We start from the raw sequence: 24,988 nt of genomic DNA, 5'->3' as shown, positions 1-24,988 counted from the left end.
CCGTGCACTGTTTCGGCGTCGACGAGTTGTTTGTCGTCGACATGCACCGCGCGATCGTACAACCCCGGTCGGGTGACCCGATCACCGCGCTCCGAGGTCGTCAGGAGGTGGTGACCGGATGGTCGAGTGCCCACACGGCGCAGCCGTCGGACCCGCTGGACCGGACCTGGGTGGCGTTCGCGCCGAGCCACTGGGACAGCGCGCCACCGGCGGGCACGAGGTCGGAGTCGGGTGCCACGTAGAACCGGGCGCCCTCCTGCCGGTACTGCGCGAGGAGCGCGGGGTCCTGCTGGTCGGCCGCGAGGCTCCACCCCTTCCGGTCGGCCAGGTAGAAGATCACCGGCTCCTGGTAGTTGTTGGGCACCCCGTTCTCCACGCTCCGGCTCGTCGTGCCCACCACGACGAGCTGGCCGGGTGCGGAGACCTGGGTGAGGGCGTCGGCGCAGGTGCCGAAGGCTCCCGCGCTCGACCGGAGGGACTCGGCGAGGACGTTGACCGACTGCGCGCCGAGCGCGACCACCGCGAGCCCGGAGACGACGGCGAACACCGTTGCCGACAGCCTGGGGCGCAGCCACTCCGCCGCCGCGGCGAGGCCGGCACCGGTGCAGATCGCGGCGTAGGGCAACGAGTAGATGTGGTACTGGATCCCCAGGTCGGAGCTGCTGTAGCGGCCGACGGCGAAGTAGTAGACGACGAGCGCGACCACGCCGCCCACCACGAGCGGGAAGACCGAGCCGGTCGGCGTACCCGCCGAGCGGCGCCGCCACAGCCACACGACGCCGAGCACGGCCAGCGGAACGCCGACCAGCCCGTACACGAAGATCGTCTCGGTCTTGAGGTTCCCGAGGTAGAAGGCCGGGGAGAACCACAGCGCGAGGCTCCCCCACTTGCTGTCGCCGCCGGAGAGCACACCGAAGGTGTTGCCGTACTCGGCGTGCAACCGGGCGCCGTGCCACAGCCACAGCGCCGGCGCCACGAGTGCGGCGACCCCGGCCAGGTAGAGCGACGGGCGCCGCAGGCGCGACGGCGCCGCGAGGGCCAGCCAGATCCCCAGCACCACGCCGATGTGCAGGGACGTCGGCTTGACCAGCGCCGCGGCCGAGGTCGCGGCGGCGGCCGCCACCAGCCAGATCCGGCGGTCCTCCTGCAGCCAGCGGCAGAACGCGAGCAGCGCCAGCAGGTAGCAGGCCAGCACCGTCGCCTCCGGCATGAAGGCGGTGCCGTAGCGCATGAAGGCGGGGGAGACGGCGAAGGCGACCAGCGCCCACCGCGCGACGCGCACCGGCAGCAGCCGCCGGGCGAGTCCCCAGAAGGCGGCCGTCGCGACCAGCATGAACACCAGCGAGACCAGCCGGCCCAGCCAGGCGTGCTCTCCGAAGACCTCGTAGAGCGCCGCGCTCAGCCACGGCATCAGCGGGAACTCGGTCTCGACGTACCCGGGTCCGGCGCCGCCCCAGTTGATCTGCGGGTAGAACAGCTGCATCCCGCCCGTCGCGAAGTTCCGCGCGATCGTCGCCGTGTCGGACTGGCGCCAGATGTCCCCGGGGTAGGTCAGCGGACCGAAGGCTCGCACCACCGACAGCAGCGTGACGACGGCGACCACGGAGAGCGCCGCCCTGCCGATCGGCTCCCGCCCGGTCGTCGACGGCGGTGCAGGAGGGCGGGTCCGGGGTAGCTGGGCACTGAGCACAACTGAAGGATCTTCACTCGTCCCTGTGGGGACGCTGAGCGTGGGCTTTGTGTTCTCAGTGCACCTTCAGCTTCGTTGTGCATCGGTGACCGCGGGGCTGCGCCCCGGCCCGGTCCGGCCGGGCCCCGAACGGGCCATAGGCTGCGGCGCGCGGTGCCGGGGCTGATCCGAGCCGCTGAACGTCGGAAGCCATGGAGCGACGACCCGGAAATGGAGAGGTGGCTGCTACATGAGCACGGAGTCGACCGGTGAGGCGTCGACCGGCAAGGCAGGGATCAACGCGGCGTCGATCCGCAAGGCGGTGGTCGGTTCCCGCGCGGCGCAGGTCGCCTACGGCTGCGCGGTGACCGGGCGGCTCGGCGTCGAGCGCTGGGCCCTCGCCCGGCGGATGCTCGAATGGGCACCGTCGGCGCGGCGCGGCCGCATCCTCGCCTACCACTCGATCGGCACTCCCTCGTGGGGCGTGAACGACGTCCGCCCACGGGAGTTCGAGCGGCATCTCCAGCTCGCGGCCGACGACGGCTGGAGCTTCGCGACACCGGCCGAGGTGATGGCCGAACCGGAGAAGCAGCTTCTGGCGCTGACCTTCGACGACGGTGTCACGAGCGTCCTCACGAACGCCGCTCCGGTGCTGCGCCACCACGGCATCCCCGCGACGATGTTCGTCGTCTCGGGATGGGCCGACGGGAAGCACCCCGAGCAGTACCGGCACGTGCTCGACTGGAGGGGCGTGAGAGCGCTCCAGGACTACGGGATCAGCCTCGCGAGCCACTCGGCCACCCACCCCGACTTCGGCCGGATCGGGGCGGCCGAAGCGCGCGCGGAGCTCGAGGTGTCCCGGGAGCGGATGGAGCAGGTGCTCGGCCAGCCCGTCGAGGAGTTCGCGATCCCGTTCGGGCAGTCCCGCAACTGGTCGGACGCGGCACGGGCCGCAGCGGCAGACGTGGGCTACAAGATCGTGTACGCCCAGTCGGTCGACACCCGGCCGGCAGGCACCGTGCCCCGGACGTTCATCACCCGGCTCGACAGCCCCCGCTTGTTCCGCGCCGCGCTGGCGGGCTGCTACGACAACTGGGAAGAGTGGTACTGACGACCGCCCGGCCGGCTACCGGCCGCCAGGGCCCCAGACCTTCCTGAGCCGCCGCGCCCGCCGCACGCCCATCAGGTAGGTCGCGGGGCCCTGGAGCATGCCGAGCGCCTCCTGGATCCGCAGCGCACGGGGATAGGGCGCTGCCGCGACCGTGTCCTTCGCCCCGGTGCGGAACTCCGGGCCCAGGACGTGGCGGACGCCGGCCGCTGCCTTCTTGAGCAGGAGCGCGCGCTCCTGCGGCCGGGTCAGCAGCCGCTTGGCGAGCAGAGCGGTCAGCCCGCGGCCGTAACCGCGCATCTGCGCGCTCAGGCCGGCGCCGTCGGCGCGGTGGCGGTGGAAGGAGAACGCCGCAGGCTGGTACACGAGCGTGCCGCTCAGGGTGAGCACGTCCAGGAACAGGTCGAGGTCCTCGCCGCCCGCGGCCGGACTGCCTGCGCCGAGTGCCTCGTCGAAGGCCCATCCCGGCGGGAGCGCGCTCTTCCGCAGCGCCATGCTCGCACCGGTGCCGTAGCTGCCCAGCTCGTACGGGAAGAGCGGCGACGCGGCGGGTGAGGCGGTGAGGTGGTAGACGCGCCGCTCGGTGCCCCGGCCGAACCCGGCTGCGCACTCGAACCACCACTGCCACAACGACTCGAGCTCCACCGGTTCGACCAGACCGGTCACGCAGGTGACGGCCGGATCCGCGAACTCGGCGCTGATGCGGCTGAGCCACGACGGCTGGACCACGACGTCGTCGTCGGTGAACGCGATGATGTCGCCCTCGGCGGCGTTCAGGCCGCGGTTGCGCGCGTACGACAGGCCGGGCCGGGGCTCGGGGACGAGCTTGATGCGCGGGTCGTCCGCGTACTGCTCGTGGATGAGCGTGGCCGTGCGGAGGTCGTAGGGCGAGTTGTCCACCACCACGATCTCGAAGTCCGGGTGATCCGACCGCAGCAGGGCGTCGAGGGCGTGCGGGAGGGACGCCGGCCGTCCGCGGGTCGCGAGCACGACGCTGGCCCGGACGCCCGGGAGCGCCGACGGGACCGCGGCGCAGGTGCCGGGGAAGCCGAGCGCCAGCGCCTCGGGGTCGAACGCCGAGCGGGCCGTCTCCGGGTCGACTCCGTCGCGGATCAGGTGATCCATGAGGTGGTCGCCGAGCTCGGCGCAGATCGCCTCGGCGAGCGTCGGCGCCGAGAGCTTGTCGGAGTCGAAGCCGACCCAGACCACCCCGATCGGGATGTCGTGCAGCAGCACCAGCACCCGCACCCCGCAGTAGGGGACGCCGCTCGTCGACGGGAGCCGCTCGAGCGCCTCCAACGGCTCGGCCAGGTCGATGGTGACCACCTGGATCGGCTCGAAGGCGCCGGTGGCCGCTGGGGCGAGCGGTGCGCCGGGTTGCCTCCGGCGACCGTCCCCGAGGGAGCCTGCCGACATCAGCTCGGCGGGCTTCAGCGGCGCGGCAGCGGATTCGGGCGGGGTGTTCATGCAGATTCCTCGATGGCGGGCCGGACGGGGAGTGGGCCGGACAGGGAGCGAGCGACGGATTCGGGCGGGACGACGAGCGGGTGGAGCGGGAGCGGGCCGAACACCTCGCCGGGGTGGGAGCGAGCGGGACGACAATCTAGCCGGACGGGGAACGGGCGGGACGGACCGGAGCCGGGAAGCGCAGCGCCGCTCCGGACCCGGACGTCCACGGAGTGCTGGTCACGCCTCAGCCCCTTCCTCCGTGTTGTGCCTGAGCATCGTGCTGGTGCGTGTGTGCGGTTCCCGAGCAACCGGACGACCCGCCCACACTGAGCGAAACCCGGCATCCGGACTTTCGTAGATCGACTGCGTGGCGTTACCGCGCAGCTGAACCTCTCCCGGAACGGGCGTCGCCCCAGGTGCCCGTCGTACGACGCGGTGGCGACGGCCGACACTGCCGTCCGGGCAAAGCCGATCAGGTGGCCGTGCAGCAGCCCTTGCGTCACCCGGAAAGAGTAGACAACACCGTAACGCAGCGTCGAGGTGCTTCAGCCCCGCCTCCGGCGCCGGTCCTCGCCGGGAGGCGTCCCGGGGCGCCCGGCGCAGACTGCTGCTGCGCCGACCTGCCGGAGTGCTCACGCTTCGCGATCGCGGCCCTGCCGTGTGTTCACATTCATGCGGCTCGCCCGGTATTAGGGAACCAAACGACGTAGGAGCGCCGGGCATTCGGACCAACAATCCGCGGCACTGTGCGGGGTGGATACCCGGACCTGCTCCCGGTGTGGTCGGCAAACATTTTTTTACTTTTCCACCCGCTCTTGACACCTCGGCAGAACGGGTGACTAGTCTGCCTTGTCGGGATCGAGTCGACGATTCGTCGGCTCCGTAAATGTTGCCCGGACACGGACCGTTCACGACCTTTCACCCCCTGCTACCTCGTCCTGCGTGACATGAATGAAGTGCCCGGACCATGGCTCCACCGGATGGCCCAGTGGTCGTGCTGACCCATGTCTCGTGTGCATTCGGATTCGTGCGGAAATCTGGAGAAGTATTGATGGTTGATCTGGTTGACGCGGCGGTCGTAGAGGGGGAGTGCGCTGGCCCGACGACCTTTGTCGAGGAGATTTTTTCTGAGGTCCTGGCAGAACTCGTGGGCTGTTCGAAGGTGTCGGTGGAGGGTCATTTCTTCGACGACCTGGGTGCTGATTCGATGGTGATGGCACGCTTCTGTGCAAAGGTGCGGAAGCGAGCGGACATCCCGTCCGTCTCGATGGCCGATGTCTATCGACATCCGACGGTCAGAGCCCTTGCCGGGGCGCTCGTGGCGCCTCCGCCCACTTCCCTCGAGAAGGCCTTCGGACAGGTTCTGGCCGATCTCATGGATGTGCCGCAGGTGGCGGCGGACAGTCACTTCTTCGATGATCTGGGTGCGGACTCGATGGTGATGGCCCAGTTCTGCGCGAGAGTCCGGAAGCGGCCAGATCTCCCGTCCGTCTCGATGCAGGACGTCTACCGGAGCCCCACCATCCGGGGGCTCGCGACCGCGCTCGTGGAACCGGCTCCCGCTCCGGCCGAGGCGGTGGCAACGGCGCCCGTCCCGCAGGTGCAGCCGGTCGGCCGGATCCAGTACGTGCTGTGCGGAGTGCTCCAACTCCTGGTCTTCCTCGGATTTGCCTATCTCTCCGGACTCATCCTCGAGCGCGGCTTCGAGTGGATCTCCGCAGGTTCCGGCCTCGTCGACATCTATCTGCGGTCCGTGCTGTTCGGAGTCGTCGGCTTCGTGGCTCTGTGCCTACTTCCGATTCTGGCGAAGTGGGTGCTGATCGGTCGGTGGCGGCCCCGGCAGATCCGCATCTGGAGTCCGGGGTACGTGCGCTTCTGGCTCGTCAAGTCGCTGGTGCGGTCGAATCCGCTGCTGCTGGTCGCGGGTGGCCGGTCGCGCACGAGTTCGAGTTCGCCGCTTCACGTGCTCTACCTGAGGGCGCTCGGCGCACGTGTCGGACGAGGGGTGGCCATCTTCTCCCGAAACGTGCCGGTATGCACCGACCTGCTCACCATCGGGGACGGCACGGTGATCCGGAAGGACTCGTTCTTCAACTGCTATCGCGCCCAGGCCGGACTGATCCAGACCGGTACGGTGACTCTCGGTCAGAACGTATTCGTCGGCGAGGCGACGGTCGTCGACATCGACACCTCGATGGGTGACGAATCCCAGTTGGGTCATTCTTCGTCGCTGCACTCCGGTCAGGCCGTGCCCGACGGCGAGCACTGGCACGGCACGCCCGCGCGGCGGACGGACGTGGACTACGAGTCCGTCGAGCCCGCCGGCTGCGGCACCCTGAGGAGGGTCGTCTACCCCGCCCTGCAACTGCTGGGAGTGCTGGTCGTCGGTCTGCCGCTGCTCCTCGGTGGCGTCTCCATGCTGCTCCTGGAGTTTCCGAAGCTGGCCGCACTCCTGGATCCGCGGTCGTTGGGCATGGCGGACCCGATCTTCTACCTCGACGCGCTGATCGCCTCTGTCGTGCTCTTCTTCGGCTCGTCACTCGTAGCTCTCCTCGTCGTGGTCACCGTGCCCCGCGTCCTGAACCGCCTGATCGAGCCGGACCAGGTCTACCGTCTGTACGGCATTCACTACTGGGCCCATCACGCGATCTCGCGCATGACGAACCTGCGGTTCTTCACCATCCTCTTCGGCGACAGCTCCTATATCGTCAACTATCTGGGCCGCCTCGGGCACGACCTTTCACAGGTCGAGCAGACCGGGTCGAACTTCGGTCTGGAGGTGAAGCACGAGTCCCCGTACCTGAGCTCGGTCGGTAGCGGGACAATGGTTGCCGACGGGCTGTCGATCATGAATGCGGAGTTCTCGAGCACATCTTTTCGGGTGTCCCGTGCGTCGATCGGGGCGCACAACTTTCTCGGCAACAGGATTGCTTATCCGGCGCAGGGTCGGACGGGTGACAACTGTCTTCTCGCGACGAAGGTCATGGTTCCGCTGGACGGTCGGATCAGAGAGGGTGTCGGACTTCTGGGTTCGCCGAGCTTCGAGATTCCGAGATCGGTCCGGCGGGATGTCGGATTCGACCTCGAGAGCCGCGACGAGTTGCACCGCCGCCTCGCCGCGAAGAACCGGCACAACATCGTCACGATGGTCCTGTTCCTCCTGGCGGGCTGGGTCTTCTTTCTCGGTGTCACGCTCATCGCCATGGCCGGGGTGGACCTCTACAAGAGTTTCGGTGCGACCGCGATCGCCGCAGCCACGACGCTCATCGTTGTATTCACTGTTGCCTACTTCGTGCTGATTGCCCGGGCGGTCATGTCATTGCAGACCTTGCGGCCGGCGGGCTGCTCGATCTATGACGTCGACTTCTGGCGGCACGAGCGGTTCTGGAAACTCTCCGTGACGGCGAATTTCCCGATCTTCAACGGCACCCCGTTCAAGAGTGTGATCTGGCGGCTGCTGGGCATGCGGGTCGGGAAGCGGCTGTTCGATGACGGCTGCGAGATCGTGGAGAAGACGATGGTGACAATCGGTGACGACGTCATCCTCAATGCCGGTTCGGTCATCCAATGCCACTCCCAGGAGGACGGCGCCTTCAAGTCCGACCGCGTCACGATCGGTTCCGGGGTCACGCTCGGGGTCGGCGCCTTCGTCCACTACGGCACGACTGTCGGTGACGGTTCGGTGCTCGAGCCCGACTCCTTCCTCATGAAGGGCGAGGAAGTGCCACCACGCACCCGGTGGGCGGGCAATCCCGCGATGGAGGTCGGACCGGTCGGGGACTAGGAATCACCCTTCCGCGCTGTGGTGCGGGATCCGGTGCACGAGATGCCCGGCGAACTGGTAGGCCTCCTCGACGAGCGCGTGCAGATGGTCACTGGTGAGGCGGTAGACCATCCGGCGTCCCTCGCGGCGGGCCTGGACCAGGCCGGCCAGGCGTAGCCGCCCCAGATGCTGGGAGACCGACGAGCGGGACGCCGGGACCTGGGCGGTGAGGCCGGTGACGTCCTGCTCGCCGCCGGCGAGCAACCGCAGCAGGTGCAGGCGGGTGGGGTCGGCCAGATGTCCCAACACCTCCGCGGCCAGCACGAGCTGATCGCCCACCACGGGCGGCTGCAGGCGGTTGGCATCTGCCAGTTCATCGTGCGCGCGCATGGTTGCATAATGGCGGGAAGTCGGGGATCGTCACAACCGTGAGCGACAACCACCACTCGGGAGCCGTCGGACACGGGCACGGGCACGCGAATGGCCTGCGAGGGTGGGCCCGGTCCGTGTTCCGGCCCCACAGCCACGACGCGGCGGACTCCGTGGATGCGGCGCTGGAGGCGGACGAGGCAGGCATCCGCGCGGTGAAGATCAGCCTGGTCGCCCTGGGGATCACCGCCGCGGCTCAGGCGGCGGTGGTGGTGCTGACCGGGTCCGTGGCGTTGCTCGCCGACACCGTCCACAACTTCTCCGACGCGCTCACCGCGGTGCCGCTGTGGATCGCGTTCGTGCTCGGCAGGCGGGCGGCGTCCCGGCGCTACACCTACGGCTTCGGGCGCGCCGAGGACCTGGCCGGGGTGTTCATCGTGGCGATGATCGCGCTGTCCGCGGTGGTGGCCGGGTACGAGGCGGTCCACAGGCTGCTGGACCCCCAGCCGGTCACGCACATCGGCGTGCTGATCGCCGCCGGGCTCGTCGGGTTCGCCGGCAACGAGCTGGTGGCGGTCTACCGGATCCGCGTCGGGCGCCGGATCGGGTCGGCGGCCCTGGTGGCCGACGGCCTGCATGCCCGCACCGACGGGTTCACCTCCCTCGCCGTGGTCGCCGGTGCGCTCGGGGTGCTGGCCGGGTTCCCGCTGGCCGACCCGATCGTCGGGCTGCTGATCACGGCCGCGATCCTGGTGGTGCTCAAGGGGGCGGCGGTGCAGATCTACCGCCGCCTCATGGATGCCGTCGACCCCGAGCTCGTGGACACCGCGGAGGCGACCCTGCGGGCCGTGCCCGGCGTCGTGGACGTCCAGGAGCTGCGGCTGCGCTGGATCGGGCACCGCGTCCGCGCCGAGACCGGCATCGTGGTCGACCCGCGCCTGGGCATCGTGGAGGCCCACGACATCGCCACCACCGCCGAGCACAACCTCCTGCACGGGGTGCCCCGCCTGGTGGCGGCCACGGTCCACGTGAGCCCGCGCGACACCGGCGACCGCGACCACCACGCCGTGCTCGCCCACCATCCCGCCGCGCTGGAGGCAGGGGCGATCTCCGGATAGGGCCCGGAGGGGCTCGGCCTACCCGTGAGGGCGCCGTGCGGCTCGTGCCGTCACCGTCGAGGACAACCTCCACCCCAGCGGGTTCCTCCTCCGCTATCGGACGCCGTGGGCCCGGCAGCGGACCGGTCCGGCCGGCCGCCCGGCGATCTCGCCACCGGAACGGAGCGCCGGGCGGAGGCGGTGACACCGTCGGCCGGCACCCACAGGATGATGGGAGGAGTCGCCGGAGCGACCGAACCGAGCGGCCGGGTCCGACGCGGTGCCCAGGCAGAGAGGAGTCGCTCGTGCTGTTCCGCCAGCTGGAGTACTTCGTGGCAGTGGCCAGGGAGAGGCACTTCGCGCGGGCGGCGGAAGCCTGTTACGTCTCGCAGCCCGCGCTCTCGGCGGCGATCGCCAAGCTGGAGCGGGAGCTCAACGTCACGCTGATCAACCGCGGGCACAACTACGAGGGCCTCACCCCGGAGGGCGAACGCCTCGTCGTGTGGGCGAAGCGGATCCTCGCCGAGCAGGACGCGTTCAAGGCCGAGGTGGCCGCCGTCCAGTCCGGCATCACCGGGACGCTGCGGCTGGGGACGGAACCCACGGCATCCACCACCCTGGCGATCCCCGTGGCCGCGTTCTGCTCGGCGCACCCGCTGGCGAAGGTGCAGGTCAGCTCGCGACTGTCCACGGCGGACCTGCACCGCCAGCTGCGCGAGTACGAGCTGGACGCCGCGATCGCCCACTTTGCGCCAGACGACCGGGAGAGCCTGCAGGTGGTGCCGCTCTACGAGGAGCGGTACGTGGTGCTGGTGTCGGCCGACCAGCTGGTGTCCCAGACCGACACCATGACGTGGGCGGACGCGGCGCAGCTGCCGCTCGCGTTGCTGACGCCCGACATGAGGAACCGCCAGGTCATCGACAGCGCCTTCGCCGACATCGGGGTCGCGGTCACCCCGCAGGTGGAGACCGACTCGGTCGCGTCGCTGTATGCGCACGTGGGCGCGGGGGAATGGGCGAGCATCGTGCCGCACACGTGGTTGCGGGCCATGCCGGTGATCGGCAGGACGAGGGCCGTCCGCCTGGTCGACCCGGTCGTCAGGGCGCAGGTCTCCGTGGGGATCCACTCGGCCACCCCCGGGTCGGTGGCGGCCCGGGCGTTCGTGAAGGCGGCAACGGGCTTGTCGCTGGCCGAGCTGTTCGACCAGCCCCTGCCGACCGAGCACCGCGTCAGGTGAGACCGGGCCGGCCGGCCGGGTCAGTGCGCGTACAGGGCGTCCACCGCCCGCCGGTCCAGCCCGCCCTCGGCGGTATGCGGCAGGGCGGCGACGACCTCGAGCCGGTCGGGTACCTCGAAGGCGGACAGCCGCTGGCGGCAGTACTGCAGGATCTGCTCGGGCCCGACGCCCTCGCCCTCGCGCTCGACCACCACGGCGGCGCCGACCCGGTGCCCGTGGACGGCGTCGGGGATGGCGAACACGGCCGCCTCGGCGACACCGGGGCACCCGGCGAGGATGTCCTCGACGTACTCCGGCGAGATCTTCTCGCCGCCGCGGTTGATGAGGCTCGCGATGCGCCCGGTGAGGAACAGGTAGCCGTCCTCGTCCAGGAAGCCCAGATCGGCGGTGTGGAACCACCCGTCGGGGAAGCTCTGCGCCGTGCCGCCCGGGTCGGCGAGGTAGCCGCGGGTGACGGTGGGACCGTGCACCCACACCTCGCCCTGGGTGCCCGGTGGGCACGGGTGCCCGTGGTCGTCCACGACACGGAGATCCACGCCGGTCGACCGGCCGACCGACCCGTGCTTCAGCGGTCCCTGCTGCGGCAGCGGCTCGCTGGTCACCTGGTGCGCGGACTCGGTCATCCCGTACACGGACAGCAGCGGGGCGCCGAGCGTGCGCTCCAGCGCCCGCTGCGTGGCCGTGTTGAGAGGGGCGCCGCAGCTGCGCACGAACTTCACGGGCACGACCTGCGGGCCCGGGTACTCCACCGCCGATCGGTCCAGGAGGGTCTCGTGGACGGCCGGGACCGCGGTGAACCACGTGGCGGCCGCGGCCCGCATGTCGTCCCAGAACGTGTCGGCCGAGAATCGCCCCTGCCCGGGCAGCAGCACGCACCCGCCGCTCGCCAGGGAGGCCAGGAGCGCCGCGAACAAGCCGTGGCTGTGGAAGAACGGCATCACCGCGACCGTCGCGTCGTCGGGGCCGAGCTCGTAGGTGGCGCAGATGTCCCGGACGGAGGCCGCCACGTTGGCGTGGGTGAGCGGGACCATCTTGGCCTGGTCGGTGGTGCCCGCGGTGAACAGCACGAGCGCGTCGTCGGCCGAGAGGTCGTGACGTGCCCCACGGACGGGTGGCACCACGGGCCCACCGGTCTCGAACTCGACCGTCGCGGTCCCGGCCGGGGAGATGTCCAGCCGCAGGTTCCAGGACGGGACGTCGGCCTGTGCGACCGGTGCGTCGCCTGCCGCCGGGGGCCCCAGGAGGATCGCCCGTGCCCCCACCGCCCCGATGCGGGCGGACATCTGCGAGGCGGGGAGCGTGGGGTCGATCGGGGCGACCACCAGCCCCGCCCGCGCCGCGCCCAGGAGCGCGACGACGAACTCGGCGGTGTTGGCGCAGACGAGGCCGATCGCGTCGCCGCGGCGCAGCCCCGTGCCGCCGAGCCGGCCGGTCACGTCCTCGACCAGGGCCGCAAGGGCGTGGTAGGACAAGTGTGCCCTGGCCTCGGTGACGACGAGCGCCCGGGCGTGGGGGTGGTCGCGCACCTGCCGGTCGAGGAGGTCGGCGAGGCCCGTGACCGCCGGGGGCCGGTACCGGTTGGCGTCGCTCACCGACGCCGCCGTCGGAACCGCGATGATCACCACCTCCTCGCGCCAGTTCTGATCAAGCATGCCCCGGCGAGCCTGCGCGGGCGCGGAGCGTGCGTCCAATACGCACCGGCGACCAGCCGATAGCGAGCATCTATCAACCTGCCTCACGACCCGTGGGACATGCAACGATCACCATTTGATAGATGTTGTTTATCGGCTGGTCGTCTTTAGGTCTTGGACGCGAGGACGAACGCTGCGGAAAGTGATCAGGAGCATCCGAACAGGCACAGCCGCCCCAGGAGGACCTCGGACCATGACCGCCCCTTCAGCGCAGGAGACTGCGCCGACCCCCGACGTTCCGGCCGAGCAGACCGACGGGTACCACCTGGTCGTCGACGCGCTCAAGCTCAACGACGTCGAGACCATCTACGGGGTCGTCGGCATCCCGATCACCGACCTGGCCCGGCTCGCGCAGGCGGAGGGCATCCGCTACATCGGCTTCCGGCACGAGAGCAACGCGGGGCACGCCGCGGCGATCGCCGGCTACCTCACCAAGAAGCCGGGCGTATGCCTGACGGTATCCGCGCCGGGCTTCCTCAACGGGCTCGTCGCGCTCGCCAACGCCACCACGAACTGCTTCCCGATGGTGCAGATCTCCGGCTCGAGCGAGCGGCACGTCGTCGACCTCAAGCAGGGCGACTACGAGGAGATGGACCAGCTCGCCGCGGCGCAGCAGTTCTGCAAGGCCGCGTACCGGGTGAGCCGCGTCGAGGACATCGGCCGTGGCATCGCCCGCGCGCTGCGCACCGCGATCTCCGGTCGTCCGGGCGGGGTGTACCTCGACATCCCGGCCGCGGTGCTCGGCTCCATCATGGACGCGGAGGCCGGCGCCAAGACGCTGAGCCGTCTCGTCGATCCCGCGCCGCGCCAGCTGCCCGCGCCCGAGGCGGTGGACCGCGCGATCGAGGTGCTGGCGACCGCCGAGCGGCCGCTGGTGGTGCTGGGCAAGGGCGCCGCGTACGCGCAGGCGGACGACCAGATCCGCGAGTTCATCGAGTCCACCGGCATCCCGTACGTGCCGATGTCGATGGCGAAGGGCCTGCTGCCCGACGACCACCCGCAGTCGGCGGCCACCGCCCGGTCGCTGGCGCTGAAGAAGGCCGACGTCGTGATGCTCGTCGGTGCCCGGCTGAACTGGCTGCTCAACCACGGCCAGGCCCCGCAGTGGAACCCCGACGCGAAGTTCGTCCAGGTGGACATCGAGCCCACGGAGATGGACAGCAACCAGCCCATCGCCGCCCCGCTCGTCGGGGACATCGAGTCCGTGTTCGAGGCGCTCGCCGAGCGGACCAAGCCGGGCCAGATCGCGGCCCCCACCGCATGGCGTGAGGAGCTGGCGGCGCGCTCGGCCCAGAACGTCGCCAAGATGGCGGAGCGCCTCAAGGCCGACAAGCACCCGATGCAGTTCATGGGTGCCCTGAAGGCGATCCGGGACGTCGTTCACGAGCGCCCCGAGACCTACATCGTCAACGAGGGCGCCAACGCGCTGGACCTCGCCCGCAACGTGATCGACATGCACGTGCCGCGCCACCGCCTCGACAGCGGCACCTGGGGCGTCATGGGCATCGGCATGGGCTACGCGATCGCCGCCGCCGTGGAGACCGGCGACCCGGTCGTGGCCGTCGAGGGCGACAGCGCGTTCGGGTTCAGCGGCATGGAGCTGGAGACGATCTGCCGCTACAACCTGCCCGTCGTCACGGTCATCATGAACAACGGTGGTGTCTACCGTGGTGACGACGTCAACCCGCTCGGGGACGCCCCGGCGCCGACGGCCCTGATGATCGAGGCGCGCCACGACAAGATGATCGAGGCGTTCGGCGGCAAGGGCTACCGCGCCACCACGCCGGCCGAGGTCACCGCGGCCCTCACCGAGGCACTGGCCTCGGGTGGCCCGGCGCTCATCGACTGCGTGATCGACCCCTCCGCCGGCACCGAGAGCGGCAACATCGGGCACCTCAACCCGAAGGGCATCGGCCTGACGAAGAAGAAGTAGGCCACTCCCGCCCGGTAGTGCCTACCGGCCTGCAGCCCAGCTCCTCGCTCGTGGAGGAGCTGGGCTGCAGCTCGTCGTGGGTGTCCACCCTCTCGAAAGTGATTCATAAATCTGCATCGCTCCAAATCCCGGTAAAGGCAACCGAATCAACGTGGGGGCGCCTACCGTTTCGGAACGGCCGGGATTACGGTGCCGGTCATGGGGATCATGCAGATGGTGACAGAGACCGAGTCGGTACCGGACAGTTCGACCATTCTCGCCAGAGCGGCCGAGATCGGGCCGTTCTTGCGGGAGCATGCCGACGAGGTGGAATCCGCCCGCCGCCTGACCAAACCGGTCATCGACGCGCTCCGGTCGACGGGTGTCTTCCGAATGGCGATGCCCAAGATCTGGGGCGGACCCGAACTCGACATCTTCGAACAGATCGAGATCATCGAGACCCTGTCTCGAGCCGACGCCTCGGCCGGCTGGTGCGCGATGATCGGATCGGACAGCGGCTACTACAGCGGCTACGTCGACGAGGCCACCGCCCGGTCGCTCTACCCCGACCTCGACGCGGTGACCGCCGGCTGGATCTCCCCGGCCGGGACCCTCGAGGTCTGCGAGGGCGGCTACCGGCTGTCGGGTCGATGGTCGTTCGGCAGCGGGTCGACCCATGCCGACGTCATCACCGGTGGTGCCCAGGTGACCGAGAACGGGGTACCTCGAATCACGGCCGACGGTACGCCGGAGTTCCGGATAGCAATGCTCCCCGCGGCCCAGTGGCAGGTGCTCGACACCTGGAACACGACAGGGCTGGCCGGCAGCGGCAGTCATGACTACACGATCACCGACGCATTCGTCCCCGCTGAGAACACCTGGTTTCCCGGCGAGACTCATCGCTCCGGAACGCTCTACGCCTGGCGCGGAATGTTCGTGGCCAATGTTGTGGGAGTGCCTGTGGGGGTGGCCCTGGACGCCTGCGAGACGGCCGCCGACATCATCGCCGGAAAAATGCTGATGCCCCAGATGACTCCGGCCAGCGACGAACCTCGCATGCGATCCGGAATCGCCCGCGCCCGGGCGCTCGTCGGCTCGGCCCGCAGCTACGCGCACGACACCATCGGCTCCTTGTGGACCACCGTGGAGGCCGGCGACGAGCCGACGTTCCAACAGCGAGCCGACCTGGCCGGCTGCTACGTCCACACGGTGTCGACGTGTCGTGACGCGGTTCGGATCCTCGTGGACACCGTGGGCACCGCCGCCATCAGGAAGACGTGCCCGCTCGAGCGACAGCTGCGTGACCTGACCACGCTGGGCCAGCACATCGTGGGTCAGGAGCTGATGCGGGAATGGGCCGGGGGACTCTACTTCGGCCGGAGCCCGTCGATGCCCGTGCTCTGAGGAGCTGTGTGCATGCCGTTCCGGTAGGCCCACACCACCGTCTGCAGCCGGTCCCGGACGCCGATCTTGGTCATGGCCCGCCCGAGGTGGGACTTGACGGTGCTCGTCTCGATGACGAGCTCCTTCGCGATCTCGGCGTTCGACAGCCCCTGGGCGAGCAGCCGCACGATGTCGGTCTCCCGGGCGGTGAGCTGCTGCGCGGCGCCGGTGCCTGGGGGCTGCGCGGGACGCCGCCGGGCGAACTCGGCGATCACCCTCCGCGTCACGGCCTGGTCGACCAGCCCGTACCCGTTCGCGAGCCGCCGGACGGCGTCGACGAGGTCGTCGGGCTCGGTGTCCTTGAGGATGAACCCACTCGCACCGGCTTCGAGCGCACCGAAGACGTACTCGTCGAGGTCGAAGGTGGTCACGACGAGCACGGCAGGCGACGACTCCGGCGGCGCGCCGGTGACGACTCCCCGGGTGACGATCTCGCGGGTGGCCGCCAGCCCGTTGCCGCCGGGCATGCGCACGTCCATGCAGACGACGTCGGGGTTCAGGCGGCGGGCGAGTGCCACGGCGGTCGGGCCGTCGGACGCCTCGCCCACGACCTCGATGTCACCGGCGAGCTCGAGGATGACCCGGAACCCCGCCCGGACCACGAACTGGTCGTCGGCGAGAACCACCCTGATCATGACGTACCGCCGGTGCTGGTGCCCCAGGCGCGCAGTGCCGCCGCTTCCGGGGTCTCCCGGTCGACCGGAAGTGCCAGCGACACCCGCCACCCGCCGAACGGGGTGGGCCCGGCGTCGAAGGTCGCGCCGATCACCTGTGCCCTCTCCTTCATCCCGACCAGGCCGAACCCTCGATGGCCGCGCGGCGGGGTCGCGGTGTCGCGCGGCGGGCCGGCATCGGTGACGACGTCCAGCGAGACCTCCGACCCGAGGAAGCGGAGCAGGACCCGCGCCGGTGCACCCGGCGCATGGTCCCTGGCGTTCGCCAGTGCCTCCTGCGCGACCCGGTAGAACGTCACGTCGGCGATCGGCGGCAGCTCCCGCCGGTCGCCCTCCTGCACGAACTCGACCGGCGTCCCGAGCTCACGCGCCGTCCCCAGCAGGCGATCGAGGACCGCGAGGCCGGGCACCGGGGCTCCGCCGTCCTCCAGGACACCGGCGTCACCACGGGCGTCGCCCTGCCCGGGTTCGCGGAGGGTGCCGACGACGAGGCGCAGGTTGTGCAGTGTCTCCTTGCCCTGCGCCCGGATCCACGCTGCCGCGTCCTTCGCCGCCTGCGGGTCGCGGTCGATGAGCCGTTCGACCACCGCCGTCTGGACGACCATGCCGGAGAGGTGGTGAGCGGCGATGTCGTGCAGCTCCCGGGCCATCCGGGACCGCTCCAGCCCGATGGCGGCGTCCGCTCGCGCCCGCTGCGACTCGATCGCCTCCGCGGCCCGGACCCGCAGCAGCTCGACGTACTGCCGGCGCGTGGCGGCGTACGCCCCGACGGCCGCCGCCGCGGCGTAGGTGAGCACGCTCGAGACCAGCTGGCCGATCGCCAGCCACACCGCCGACGTCCACGACGCGTCCGGTGCCTGCCCGCCGAGCTGCGCTGCCATGGTCAGGCCGGGGACGAAGTGCGTCACCACGAACCCGGCGGTCTCGAACACCGCGACGCCGGTGACGACCCGGACCGCCCGGCGAACCGGCAGCAGGACACCACAGGTGTACGCGGCGACGAACGGTGCGAACCCGCGGACGGCGCCTTCGACCGGGAGCACGGCGATCAGCGCCACCTGCAGCACCGCCACCACGGCGAGGCAGAGCACGGGGTTCACGCGCCGGATGCACAGCAGGAGCGCCTGCGCGGTCATCACGACGAACACCGCGGCCATGTGGAACGGCCCGAAGCCCAGACTCTCCATCTCCCCGGAGTCGGCGAACAGCACCAGCAACAGGACGGTCGAGGCCAGGACCACCGCCACCGCCAGCGCGCAGTCCCGCTGGAAGCTGCTGGTCAGCCCCACCCGCGTGAGCCGGTCGTCGACCCATGCCGAGAACCGGTCCGGCCAGCCGTTCGCCATGTCGGACTCGACGAGAGCAGGGACATCCGGGCGGGGGCCGCCGCCGTGCGAGGTCATGCGATCACCGGATCTTCGTGAATCGGAGAGTGTGGACGATGCCAGACCGGGCCGTCAGTACGACACCGACGGTGAGAGCAGGCCGAAGACCAGCGCGAACCACGAGATCCCGACCAGGGCAGGCAACAGGAACACGCTGCCGAGGACGGTCGCCCGGCCTGCGCGCCGCCGGACGGCGACGACCAGGCCGACCGCGGCCGGGACCACGCCGGCCAGTGCCACCCACTGGGCGGCCTGCAGCGCGTGGATGAGGGGCGCCGGCAGGTCCTGCAGGCCCGAGATGGTGACGATGACGACCGCCCACCCGGCGAGGGCGAGCACGCCTGCGACCGCGGCGACCCGGGTCAGGATGCGCGCCGTGCGGCCCACCCGACCCAGGGACGCGGGTGCGGGCAGGGAGTGGCGACGGCGGACGATCGCGCCGATCGGCCAGGCCAGCAGGCTGATGAGCAGCACCGCGGCCGACGCCAGGAGCACCGGCACGGCGATCCCCGCGTCGCGGGCCGCCCCGGTGGGCAGGAGCGTGAACGCCGCGGCGACGTTGATCGCCTCGACCCGGTCGCCTGCCGCGCGCATCGTCACGATCCGCCGGCCGCCGACCTCCTGCCAGACCCAGGGCCGGATCTCCTCGTAGAGCGCCGGGTACAGGCTCAGCGGCCCCGGCTCGATGAGCACGGTCCCGTCCCCACGCGCCGTCACCCGGGTCTGACCGGTGACGGTCAGCGCGGAGAGGAAGGTGCTGAACGGTGCCCGTGCGTTCTCGTAGGTGCCGGCGGCCATCGCGGCGTGGCTCGTGGCCGTCGCCGTCCTGGGTGCGGCGGACGCCGCCGCTGCGGGGAAGTACCGGTCGGCGAACCCGTCGAGCAGGGACTGCCGCAGGTCGAGGGTGTCGGTCGCACCGCGGCCGGTGCTGTTGAGCGTGACGAAGACCCCGGTCCGGTCGTCCGGATAGATCTGCAGGTGGGAGTGGAAGTACTGGGTGTCGCCGCCGTGGCCGACGATGCGGTGACCGTTGCGGCTCTCGTCGAAGAGGCCCAGCGCCATCCGGGGGCCGTCGGCCAGGGTGCCGAGGGAGGTCGAGTCGAGCGCGGGCTGCCTCATCAGCGCCGCCGTGCCGGGGCGCAGCAGCGTCTGCTCCGGACCGGCCTCGCCGAGGTGCGCCAGCATGAACCGGCCCATGTCGGTGGCGGACGCCGTCAGCGCGCCGGCGGGAGCGGGCCCGACGGTCTCGAACGGAGCGGCGGGGCCGGAGTCGGTGGCGTAGCCGTGGGAGAGGCGGCTGCGCAGTTCCGGCGGCAACGGTTGCGCGAAGCTCGACGAGGTCATGCCGGCCCGGCCGAGCACGGTGCGCTCGACGTGGTCGTCGAACGGCGTGCCGCTCACGCGCTCGACGACGTAGCCGGCGAGCGCGTAGCCGTAGTTGGAGTACGCAGGCACGGCTCCGGGCTCGAACACCTGGTCCGGAGGCTCGACGGCAACGGTGTCCCGCAGGTTCACCGTGGTCTCGCCGAGCGTGATGATGTTCTCGAGCCGCTCCTCGAAGCCCGCCGTGTGCGAGAGCAGGTGGCGCATCGTGATGGCGCGGTCGAACGTGCGGGGCAGCGGGAAGTCGAGGTACCGGCCGACGTCGGCGTCGAGGTCGATCTTCCCCTGCTCGACCAGCTGCATCACCGCGGTCGCCACGAAGACCTTCGAGACCGACCCGACCCGGAAGAGCGTCCGGTCGGGATCGACCGGACGCGGCGGGGTGCCCTCGGAACCGGAGTCGGCGTAGCCGAACCCGCGGGCGCTGAGCACCTGCCCGTTGTGGACGACGGTCACCGCGGCACCGGCGATGCCGGACCGGTCGAGCGCGGCCGGCACCAGCCCGTCCAGCCAGGCGTCGACGTCCGGGGCGGTCAGCGTCGCGGTGCCGGGGGCCGGGATCGGGGGAGCGGGCGTCGTCGCGGGCGCCGCGGCACCGCAGCCGGCCAGCAGCGCGGCGACGGCACCGGCGGCCGCGAGCGCCGTGGCCCGGGTGCCGCGGGACGAGCGCCGGACCGGGGCATGTGTGGTCACCCGTCCAGCCTCTCGGTGCGGACTCGCTCTCACATCGGGCGCAGGTACCCGATGCGCTTGCGACCTTCGGAGGAGGCGGAGCCGACTCCCGACCACCCGATGGGTGCGCTACCCGTCGCTCAGCCTCGGGCTGCCCGGACCCCCGGCTCGTCCGCCGCTGCCGGCTTCCGGCCGAGCTCGCTCATGGGGGTCCGGTAGGTCTCCCGCGCTGTCGCGGCGGCGAGGGCGGACAGGACGCAGAGGGCCGCGGTGAACACCGCGACCGGAACCCAGCCCGCCGTGCTCCCTCCGGCGAGGCCCGCGGCCACGGTGGGCGCGAAGCCGCCGATCGCGAAGCCGATCTGCGTGCCGATGGCCGTGCCCGACAGGCGCACGTGCGCGGGGAACATCTCTCCGTAGAAGGCCGGCCAGACCCCGTTGGCCGCGCTGTAGACGATTCCGGACAGCAGCACCCCGGCGAGGAACACCAGCAGGTAGGAGCCGGTGGTGATCGACCAGAGGTAGATGGCGGTGAGCACGGCGCTGCCCAGGGCGCCTGCGATGAAGACGGGTTTGCGGCCGACCCGGTCGGCGAGCGAGGCGAGCAGCGGGATCGCGGCCAGTGCCACGACGTTGGCGAGGATCGCCACCCACAGCATCGCGGAGCGGTCCAGCCCGGCGGTGTCGACGGCGAACGACAGGGCGAAGACGCCGAAGATCGTGCTCACGGCGGCAACGGTGGCCGCCACGACGACGCGCACGACGTCGGCCCAGTGGTCACGCAGCAGCACCGCGAGCGGAAGTTCGGCGCGCGCGTTCTGCTCGACCTCGGCGTTGAAGACCGGGGTCTCCTCCAGCGTGCGCCGGATGATGTACGCGACGATGACGACGATCGCGGAGAGCCAGAACGGCACCCGCCAGCCCCAGGACAGGAGCATGTCCTCCGGCATGGCGGCGACGGGCAGGAACACCGCGGTGGCGAGGATCGAACCGGCCTGCGTCCCGCTGAGGGTGAAGCTGGTGAAGAACGCGCGCCGGTGCTCCGGTGCGTGTTCGAGGCTCATCGAGTTGGCCCCGGCCTGCTCGCCGCCTGCCGAGATCCCCTGCAACAGCCGCAGGACGACCAGCAGCACCGGGGCGAGGGTGCCGATCTGCCCGTGGTCGGGCAGGCATCCGACGAGGAACGTCGAGACGCCCATCAGCAGGATCGTGAACACCAGCACCCGCTTGCGCCCGAAACGGTCACCGACGTGGCCCAGCACGACCGCACCGACGGGCCGGGCGACGTACCCGACCCCGAACGTGGCCAGCGCCAGCAGCGTGCCGGTGGCAGGTGCCGACGACGGGAAGAAGATCTTCCCGAAGACCAGTGCCGCAGCCGTGCCGTAGATGAAGAAGTCGTAGTACTCGAGCGCGCTGCCGATCCAGGCAGCCAGGGCCGCCTTTCGGGGCTTGCCCGTGGCCGGTGCGGGGTCAGACGTCACGTTGGGCTCCCTGAGGGATGCGTCGCTGCAGGACAGGGGCGGGGGACCGCTATGGACCGAACGGTTATGTACCGTTCAGTGATGTACCGGATGGTGAGTTAGCGTCCCGTACCTGTCAAGGGCTGCGGCGGGAGGAGGCGGGCGTCAGCGCGCGGTGAGGTGGTCCAGCACCACGTCGGCCAGCAGCTTCCGGTAGTGCTCCCGGCGGGCGGGGTCGAGCATGTCCCGCCGGAAGATCGCGCTCCACGTGTGCCGGTTGGCCGTCCGGAAGACGCAGAACGAGCTGATCAGCATGTGCACGTCCAGCGCGTCGACGTCGTCGCGGAACACCCCGGCGGTGCGGCCCCGCTCGAGAATGCTGGTCAGGACGTCGAGCGCGGGGCCGGCCAACCCGTCGAGGGCCGGCGACTTCCTGAGGTGCTCGGCCCGGTGGATGTTCTCGATGCTGACGAGGCGGATGAAGTCCGGGTGGGACTCGTGGTGGTCGAAGGTCAGCTCCGTGAGCTGGCGCAGTGCAGCCTCCGGGGGGAGGTGCTCGACGTCGACCTCCTGCTCGAGCGCGCGGATGCCGGCGTAGGCCCGCTCGAGCACCGCGAGGTAGAGCCCTTCCTTGCTGCCGAAGTAGTAGTAGAGCATCCGCTTCGTCGTGCTGGTCTTGGCGGCGATCTCGTCGACGCGGGCGCCGGTGTAGCCGTGGTCGGCGAACTCGCGGGTGGCGACGTCGAGGATCTCCGCGCGGGTCCGGTCGGCGTCTCGCGTGCGCTCCTGCGACGGGACGGACGATGCCACCACCGAGAACCCTCCTGGCCGGCCGTTGACAGAGCCCTGACTCTAGGCGCAGTTGCCCCTTCCCCGGGACGCGCCCGGCGGGTACAACTAACGAACCAGTACGTTCAGAGAAGGGTCGCTGTGGACTACACGGTGGGACTGGTCGGAGCGGGAATCGGGCCCTCCCTGAGCCCTGCCCTGCACGAGTGCGAGGCGCGGCAGCTCGGCCTGCGCTACCGCTACGTGCGGATGGATCTCGACGTGTTCGGCGTCCCTCCCGAGCGTGTGGGTGACGTCCTCGCCCGCGCACGGGCCGAAGGCTTCCGCGGCGTGAACGTCACCCACCCCTGCAAGCAGCACGTACTGGCCCACCTCGACGACATCTCCCCGGACGCCGCCGCGATCGGCGCGGTGAACACCGTCGTGTTCACCGACGGGCGGGCGGTCGGGTTCAACACGGACCGGTCCGGCTTCGCCCGCGGGCTCACCACGGGGCTGCCGGGGGTCGGCCTCGGGCGGGTGGTCCTGCTCGGGGCGGGCGGCGCGGGAGCGGCAGCGGCCCACGCCCTGCGTGGTCTGGGCACGACGGACCTCGCCGTCGTCGACACCGATGCCGCCGCGGCCGCCCGGCTCGCCCGGAAGGTGGACGCCGAGCACGGGACGCCGGCCGACCTGCCCCGGCTGCTCGCGTGCGCCGACGGCCTGGTGCACGCCACGCCGACCGGCATGGCGGCCCATCCCGGCCTGCCGTTGCCGGAGACCCTGCTGGACCCACGGCTCTGGGTCGCCGAGATCGTCTACCGGCCGCTCGACACCGCGCTGCTGCGAGCGGCGAGGAGCCGGGGCTGCGCCACGCTCGACGGCGGCCGGATGGCCGTCTACCAGGCCGTCGAAGCGTTCGCCCTCTTCACCGGGGTCGCGCCCGACGCCGACCGCATGATCCGGCACTTCGCCGAGCTCGCCGGCGCCGAGGAGGACGACCGTGCGCCCAGCCGATGAGCCCGCCTCCCGCCTCGGGATCGCCACCGTCTGCCTCTCGGGGACGCTCGAGGACAAGCTCGCAGCCGCGGCGGCCGCGGGCTTCGACGGAGTGGAGATCTTCGAACCGGACCTCGTCGCCTCCCCGCTGTCGCCCACCGAGATCCGGCGCCGGTGCGCCGACTCCGGCCTCACGATCGACCTCTACCAGCCCTTCCGCGATCTCGACTCCACCGACGCCGAGCGCTTCACCGCGAACCTGCGGCGGGCGGAACGCAAGTTCTCCGTCATGCAGCAGCTCGGCGCCGACACGGTGCTGGTCTGCTCCGCCGTCGCCACCGACGCCGTCGCCGACCTGGACCTGCTGGCCGCCCAGCTGCACACCCTCGCCGAGCGCGCCGCCGGGCGCGGACTGCGGATCGCCTACGAGGCGCTGGCCTGGGGCACGCACGTCAACACCTACGAGCAGTCGTGGGACGTGGTGCGCCGGGCCGACCACCCCGCGCTCGGGCTCTGCCTGGACAGCTTCCACATCCTCTCCCGCGGCTCGGATCCGCGTGGGGTACGCGACATCCCGGGGGAGAAGCTGTTCTTCCTGCAGCTCGCCGACGCGCCCAGGCTGCGGATGGACGTCCTGCAGTGGAGCCGTCACCACCGGCTCTTCCCGGGCCAGGGCGCATTCGACCTGCCCGCCTTCCTGGAACCGGTGCTCGACGCCGGCTACACCGGCCCGCTCTCCCTCGAGGTGTTCAACGACGTCTACCGCCAGTCCGACCCCTGGCGGACCGCCGTGGACGCCGTCCGCTCGCTGCTCGCCCTGCGCGAGCAGGTCGCCCGCCGCGGCGCGGTTCCCGCCCTGACCACCGCGGCGGTCCCGCCCGCGCCGCCCGCACTCGCCGGCCACGCCTTCACCGAGCTCGCGGTCGACGACACGTCCGGCCCGCGGATCGCCGGGGCCCTGCGCGCTCTCGGGTTCGCCCGTACCGGGAGGCACCGCACCAAGCCCGTGGACCTGTGGGAACAGGGCGAGGCCCGGCTCCTGCTCAACGCCGGTGCGGCCCACTCCGGGCCGGGGAACGTCGCAGTGGCCGCGCTCGCCGTCGAGTCGACCGATCCGCCCCGGTCGGCCGCGCGCGCCGCTGCGCTCTGCGCCCCGATCCTGCCGCGCGACCGCGGCCCGGCGGAGGCCGACCTCGCCGCCGTCGCCGCACCGGACGGGACGTCGGTGTTCTTCTGCCGCACCGATGCCACCGGCGGCTGGCTCGCCGACTTCGACCGCCTGCGGGCACCGGCCAGCGGCATGATCACCGCCACCGACCACGTCGCACTCGCGCAGCCCTACGACCACTTCGACGAGGCGGCTCTCTTCTACCGCGCAGTGCTCGGGATGGACCCCGAGACCACGAACGAGATCGCGGCGCCGTTCGGGCTGGTCCGGGACCGGACCGTGACCGCAGGCGGCGTCCGGCTCGTCCTGACTGCGAGCCTGCTGCGGCGAGGCGAATGGGCGCCGGGGGTGGCCGATCCGCAGCACATCGCGTTCGCCACCCCCGACGCCCTGGCCGCGGCGCGAGCTGCGCGCGCGGCCGGTGCCCCGGTCCTCGACATCCCCGGCAACTACTACGAGGACCTGGACGCGCGCTACGACCTCGAGCCCGACCGGCTCCGCGAGATGCGCGAGCTCGGCGTGATGTACGACCGGACCCCGGACGGCGAGTTCCACCACTTCGCCACCGAGCTCCTGGGCGGTCGCGTGTTCCTGCAGGTCGTGCAGCGCTCGCCGCGCTACGAGGGGCACGGCGCGCCGGACTCACCGGTGCGGATGGCGGCACACCGCCGTCGCCGGCTGGCGCTGCCGGACACCGCCGCCGAACCCGCCGCGGCGGGGTGACCCCGGAATCGGTG

At 71.1% G+C, this 24,988-nt stretch carries 17 protein-coding genes; 8 read left to right on the top strand and 9 right to left on the bottom strand.

The window, feature by feature from the left end:
* Positions 1 to 100 precede the first annotated feature (100 nt).
* On the bottom strand, positions 101 to 1,690 hold the full coding sequence (locus tag ACQPZA_RS22835; protein ID WP_433273568.1) for an ArnT family glycosyltransferase: 1,590 nt from the start codon (positions 1,688 to 1,690) through the stop codon (positions 101 to 103).
* A 229-nt stretch (positions 1,691 to 1,919) separates the two neighbouring features.
* On the opposite strand from ACQPZA_RS22835, the gene ACQPZA_RS22830 reads away from it, so the two are divergent.
* The gene (locus ACQPZA_RS22830) at positions 1,920 to 2,780 is read left to right on the top strand and encodes a polysaccharide deacetylase family protein (RefSeq protein ID WP_169393615.1); all 861 of its coding nucleotides are present in this window, start codon (positions 1,920 to 1,922) and stop codon (positions 2,778 to 2,780) included.
* A gap of 15 nt (positions 2,781 to 2,795) precedes the next feature.
* Here ACQPZA_RS22830 and ACQPZA_RS22825 read toward each other — a convergent pair whose 3' ends face one another.
* Positions 2,796 to 4,244: a glycosyltransferase gene (locus tag ACQPZA_RS22825; RefSeq protein ID WP_433273566.1), complete on the bottom strand. Its 1,449-nt coding sequence runs from the start codon at positions 4,242 to 4,244 to the stop codon at positions 2,796 to 2,798.
* Between the two features lie 970 nt (positions 4,245 to 5,214).
* Here ACQPZA_RS22825 and ACQPZA_RS22820 point away from each other — a divergent pair.
* A complete protein-coding gene (locus ACQPZA_RS22820) occupies positions 5,215 to 8,010 on the top strand; it encodes a Pls/PosA family non-ribosomal peptide synthetase (protein WP_433273564.1) in 2,796 nt (931 codons plus the stop codon).
* A gap of 3 nt (positions 8,011 to 8,013) precedes the next feature.
* On the opposite strand, the gene ACQPZA_RS22815 is transcribed toward ACQPZA_RS22820, so the two are convergent.
* Positions 8,014 to 8,379, bottom strand: coding sequence for an ArsR/SmtB family transcription factor (locus ACQPZA_RS22815; RefSeq protein WP_433273562.1), 366 nt, complete (start codon positions 8,377 to 8,379; stop codon positions 8,014 to 8,016).
* A gap of 116 nt (positions 8,380 to 8,495) precedes the next feature.
* Here ACQPZA_RS22815 and ACQPZA_RS22810 point away from each other — a divergent pair, with 116 nt between their 5' ends.
* Entirely contained in the window at positions 8,496 to 9,476 is a 981-nt protein-coding gene (locus tag ACQPZA_RS22810; RefSeq protein ID WP_433273560.1) for a cation diffusion facilitator family transporter, read from the top strand.
* A gap of 284 nt (positions 9,477 to 9,760) precedes the next feature.
* Positions 9,761 to 10,693: a LysR family transcriptional regulator gene (locus ACQPZA_RS22805; RefSeq protein ID WP_169393611.1), complete on the top strand. Its 933-nt coding sequence runs from the start codon at positions 9,761 to 9,763 to the stop codon at positions 10,691 to 10,693.
* Positions 10,694 to 10,713: 20 nt separating this feature from the next.
* On the opposite strand, the gene ACQPZA_RS22800 is transcribed toward ACQPZA_RS22805, so the two are convergent.
* The gene (locus ACQPZA_RS22800; RefSeq protein ID WP_433273558.1) at positions 10,714 to 12,345 is read right to left on the bottom strand and encodes a FadD7 family fatty acid--CoA ligase; all 1,632 of its coding nucleotides are present in this window, start codon (positions 12,343 to 12,345) and stop codon (positions 10,714 to 10,716) included.
* Positions 12,346 to 12,577: 232 nt separating this feature from the next.
* On the opposite strand from ACQPZA_RS22800, the gene oxc reads away from it, so the two are divergent.
* Positions 12,578 to 14,317, top strand: a complete 1,740-nt coding sequence (gene oxc, locus ACQPZA_RS22795) for an oxalyl-CoA decarboxylase (protein WP_169393609.1) — start codon at positions 12,578 to 12,580, stop codon at positions 14,315 to 14,317.
* A 198-nt stretch (positions 14,318 to 14,515) separates the two neighbouring features.
* Positions 14,516 to 15,700 (top strand): acyl-CoA dehydrogenase family protein, encoded by a 1,185-nt coding sequence (locus tag ACQPZA_RS22790; protein ID WP_433273555.1) that lies wholly within the window; start codon positions 14,516 to 14,518, stop codon positions 15,698 to 15,700.
* On the opposite strand, the gene ACQPZA_RS22785 is transcribed toward ACQPZA_RS22790, so the two are convergent.
* From ACQPZA_RS22785 to ACQPZA_RS22765, 5 genes are all read right to left on the bottom strand, one after another.
* Positions 15,664 to 16,374: a response regulator gene (locus ACQPZA_RS22785; RefSeq protein ID WP_433273553.1), complete on the bottom strand. Its 711-nt coding sequence runs from the start codon at positions 16,372 to 16,374 to the stop codon at positions 15,664 to 15,666. The two genes, ACQPZA_RS22790 and ACQPZA_RS22785, sit on opposite strands and share 37 nt — an antisense overlap.
* Positions 16,371 to 17,816: a sensor histidine kinase gene (locus tag ACQPZA_RS22780; RefSeq protein ID WP_433273551.1), complete on the bottom strand. Its 1,446-nt coding sequence runs from the start codon at positions 17,814 to 17,816 to the stop codon at positions 16,371 to 16,373. The genes ACQPZA_RS22785 and ACQPZA_RS22780 overlap by 4 nt, the downstream gene beginning before the upstream one ends.
* Positions 17,817 to 17,870: 54 nt before the next feature.
* A complete protein-coding gene (locus ACQPZA_RS22775; protein WP_433273549.1) occupies positions 17,871 to 19,874 on the bottom strand; it encodes a serine hydrolase domain-containing protein in 2,004 nt (667 codons plus the stop codon).
* Positions 19,875 to 19,993: 119 nt separating this feature from the next.
* Entirely contained in the window at positions 19,994 to 21,337 is a 1,344-nt protein-coding gene (locus tag ACQPZA_RS22770) for an MFS transporter (protein ID WP_433273547.1), read from the bottom strand.
* A 144-nt stretch (positions 21,338 to 21,481) separates the two neighbouring features.
* On the bottom strand, positions 21,482 to 22,126 hold the full coding sequence (locus tag ACQPZA_RS22765; protein WP_169393604.1) for a TetR/AcrR family transcriptional regulator: 645 nt from the start codon (positions 22,124 to 22,126) through the stop codon (positions 21,482 to 21,484).
* Between the two features lie 120 nt (positions 22,127 to 22,246).
* On the opposite strand from ACQPZA_RS22765, the gene ACQPZA_RS22760 reads away from it, so the two are divergent.
* Both ACQPZA_RS22760 and ACQPZA_RS22755 read left to right on the top strand, forming a co-directional pair.
* Positions 22,247 to 23,104 (top strand): shikimate dehydrogenase, encoded by an 858-nt coding sequence (locus ACQPZA_RS22760; protein ID WP_433273545.1) that lies wholly within the window; start codon positions 22,247 to 22,249, stop codon positions 23,102 to 23,104.
* Entirely contained in the window at positions 23,088 to 24,974 is a 1,887-nt protein-coding gene (locus tag ACQPZA_RS22755; RefSeq protein WP_433273543.1) for a TIM barrel protein, read from the top strand. The genes ACQPZA_RS22760 and ACQPZA_RS22755 overlap by 17 nt, the downstream gene beginning before the upstream one ends.
* Positions 24,975 to 24,988 lie beyond the last annotated feature (14 nt).

Source organism: Pseudonocardia xinjiangensis (assembly GCF_050948425.1).
Classification (GTDB): Bacteria; Actinomycetota; Actinomycetes; order Mycobacteriales; family Pseudonocardiaceae; genus Pseudonocardia; species Pseudonocardia xinjiangensis.
Note: the sequence above shows the minus strand (reverse complement) of the source record. Positions and strands in the feature narration are given on the sequence as shown.

Coding starts and splice junctions, on each gene's coding strand:
- ACQPZA_RS22785 (WP_433273553.1), bottom strand. CDS start 16,374: ATGATCAGGGTGGTTCTCGCCGACGACCAGTTCGTGGTCCGGGCGGGG.
- ACQPZA_RS22800 (WP_433273558.1), bottom strand. CDS start 12,345: ATGCTTGATCAGAACTGGCGCGAGGAGGTGGTGATCATCGCGGTTCCG.
- ACQPZA_RS22830 (WP_169393615.1), top strand. CDS start 1,920: ATGAGCACGGAGTCGACCGGTGAGGCGTCGACCGGCAAGGCAGGGATC.
- ACQPZA_RS22790 (WP_433273555.1), top strand. CDS start 14,516: ATGGGGATCATGCAGATGGTGACAGAGACCGAGTCGGTACCGGACAGT.
- ACQPZA_RS22815 (WP_433273562.1), bottom strand. CDS start 8,379: ATGCGCGCGCACGATGAACTGGCAGATGCCAACCGCCTGCAGCCGCCC.
- oxc (WP_169393609.1), top strand. CDS start 12,578: ATGACCGCCCCTTCAGCGCAGGAGACTGCGCCGACCCCCGACGTTCCG.
- ACQPZA_RS22780 (WP_433273551.1), bottom strand. CDS start 17,816: ATGACCTCGCACGGCGGCGGCCCCCGCCCGGATGTCCCTGCTCTCGTC.
- ACQPZA_RS22825 (WP_433273566.1), bottom strand. CDS start 4,244: ATGAACACCCCGCCCGAATCCGCTGCCGCGCCGCTGAAGCCCGCCGAG.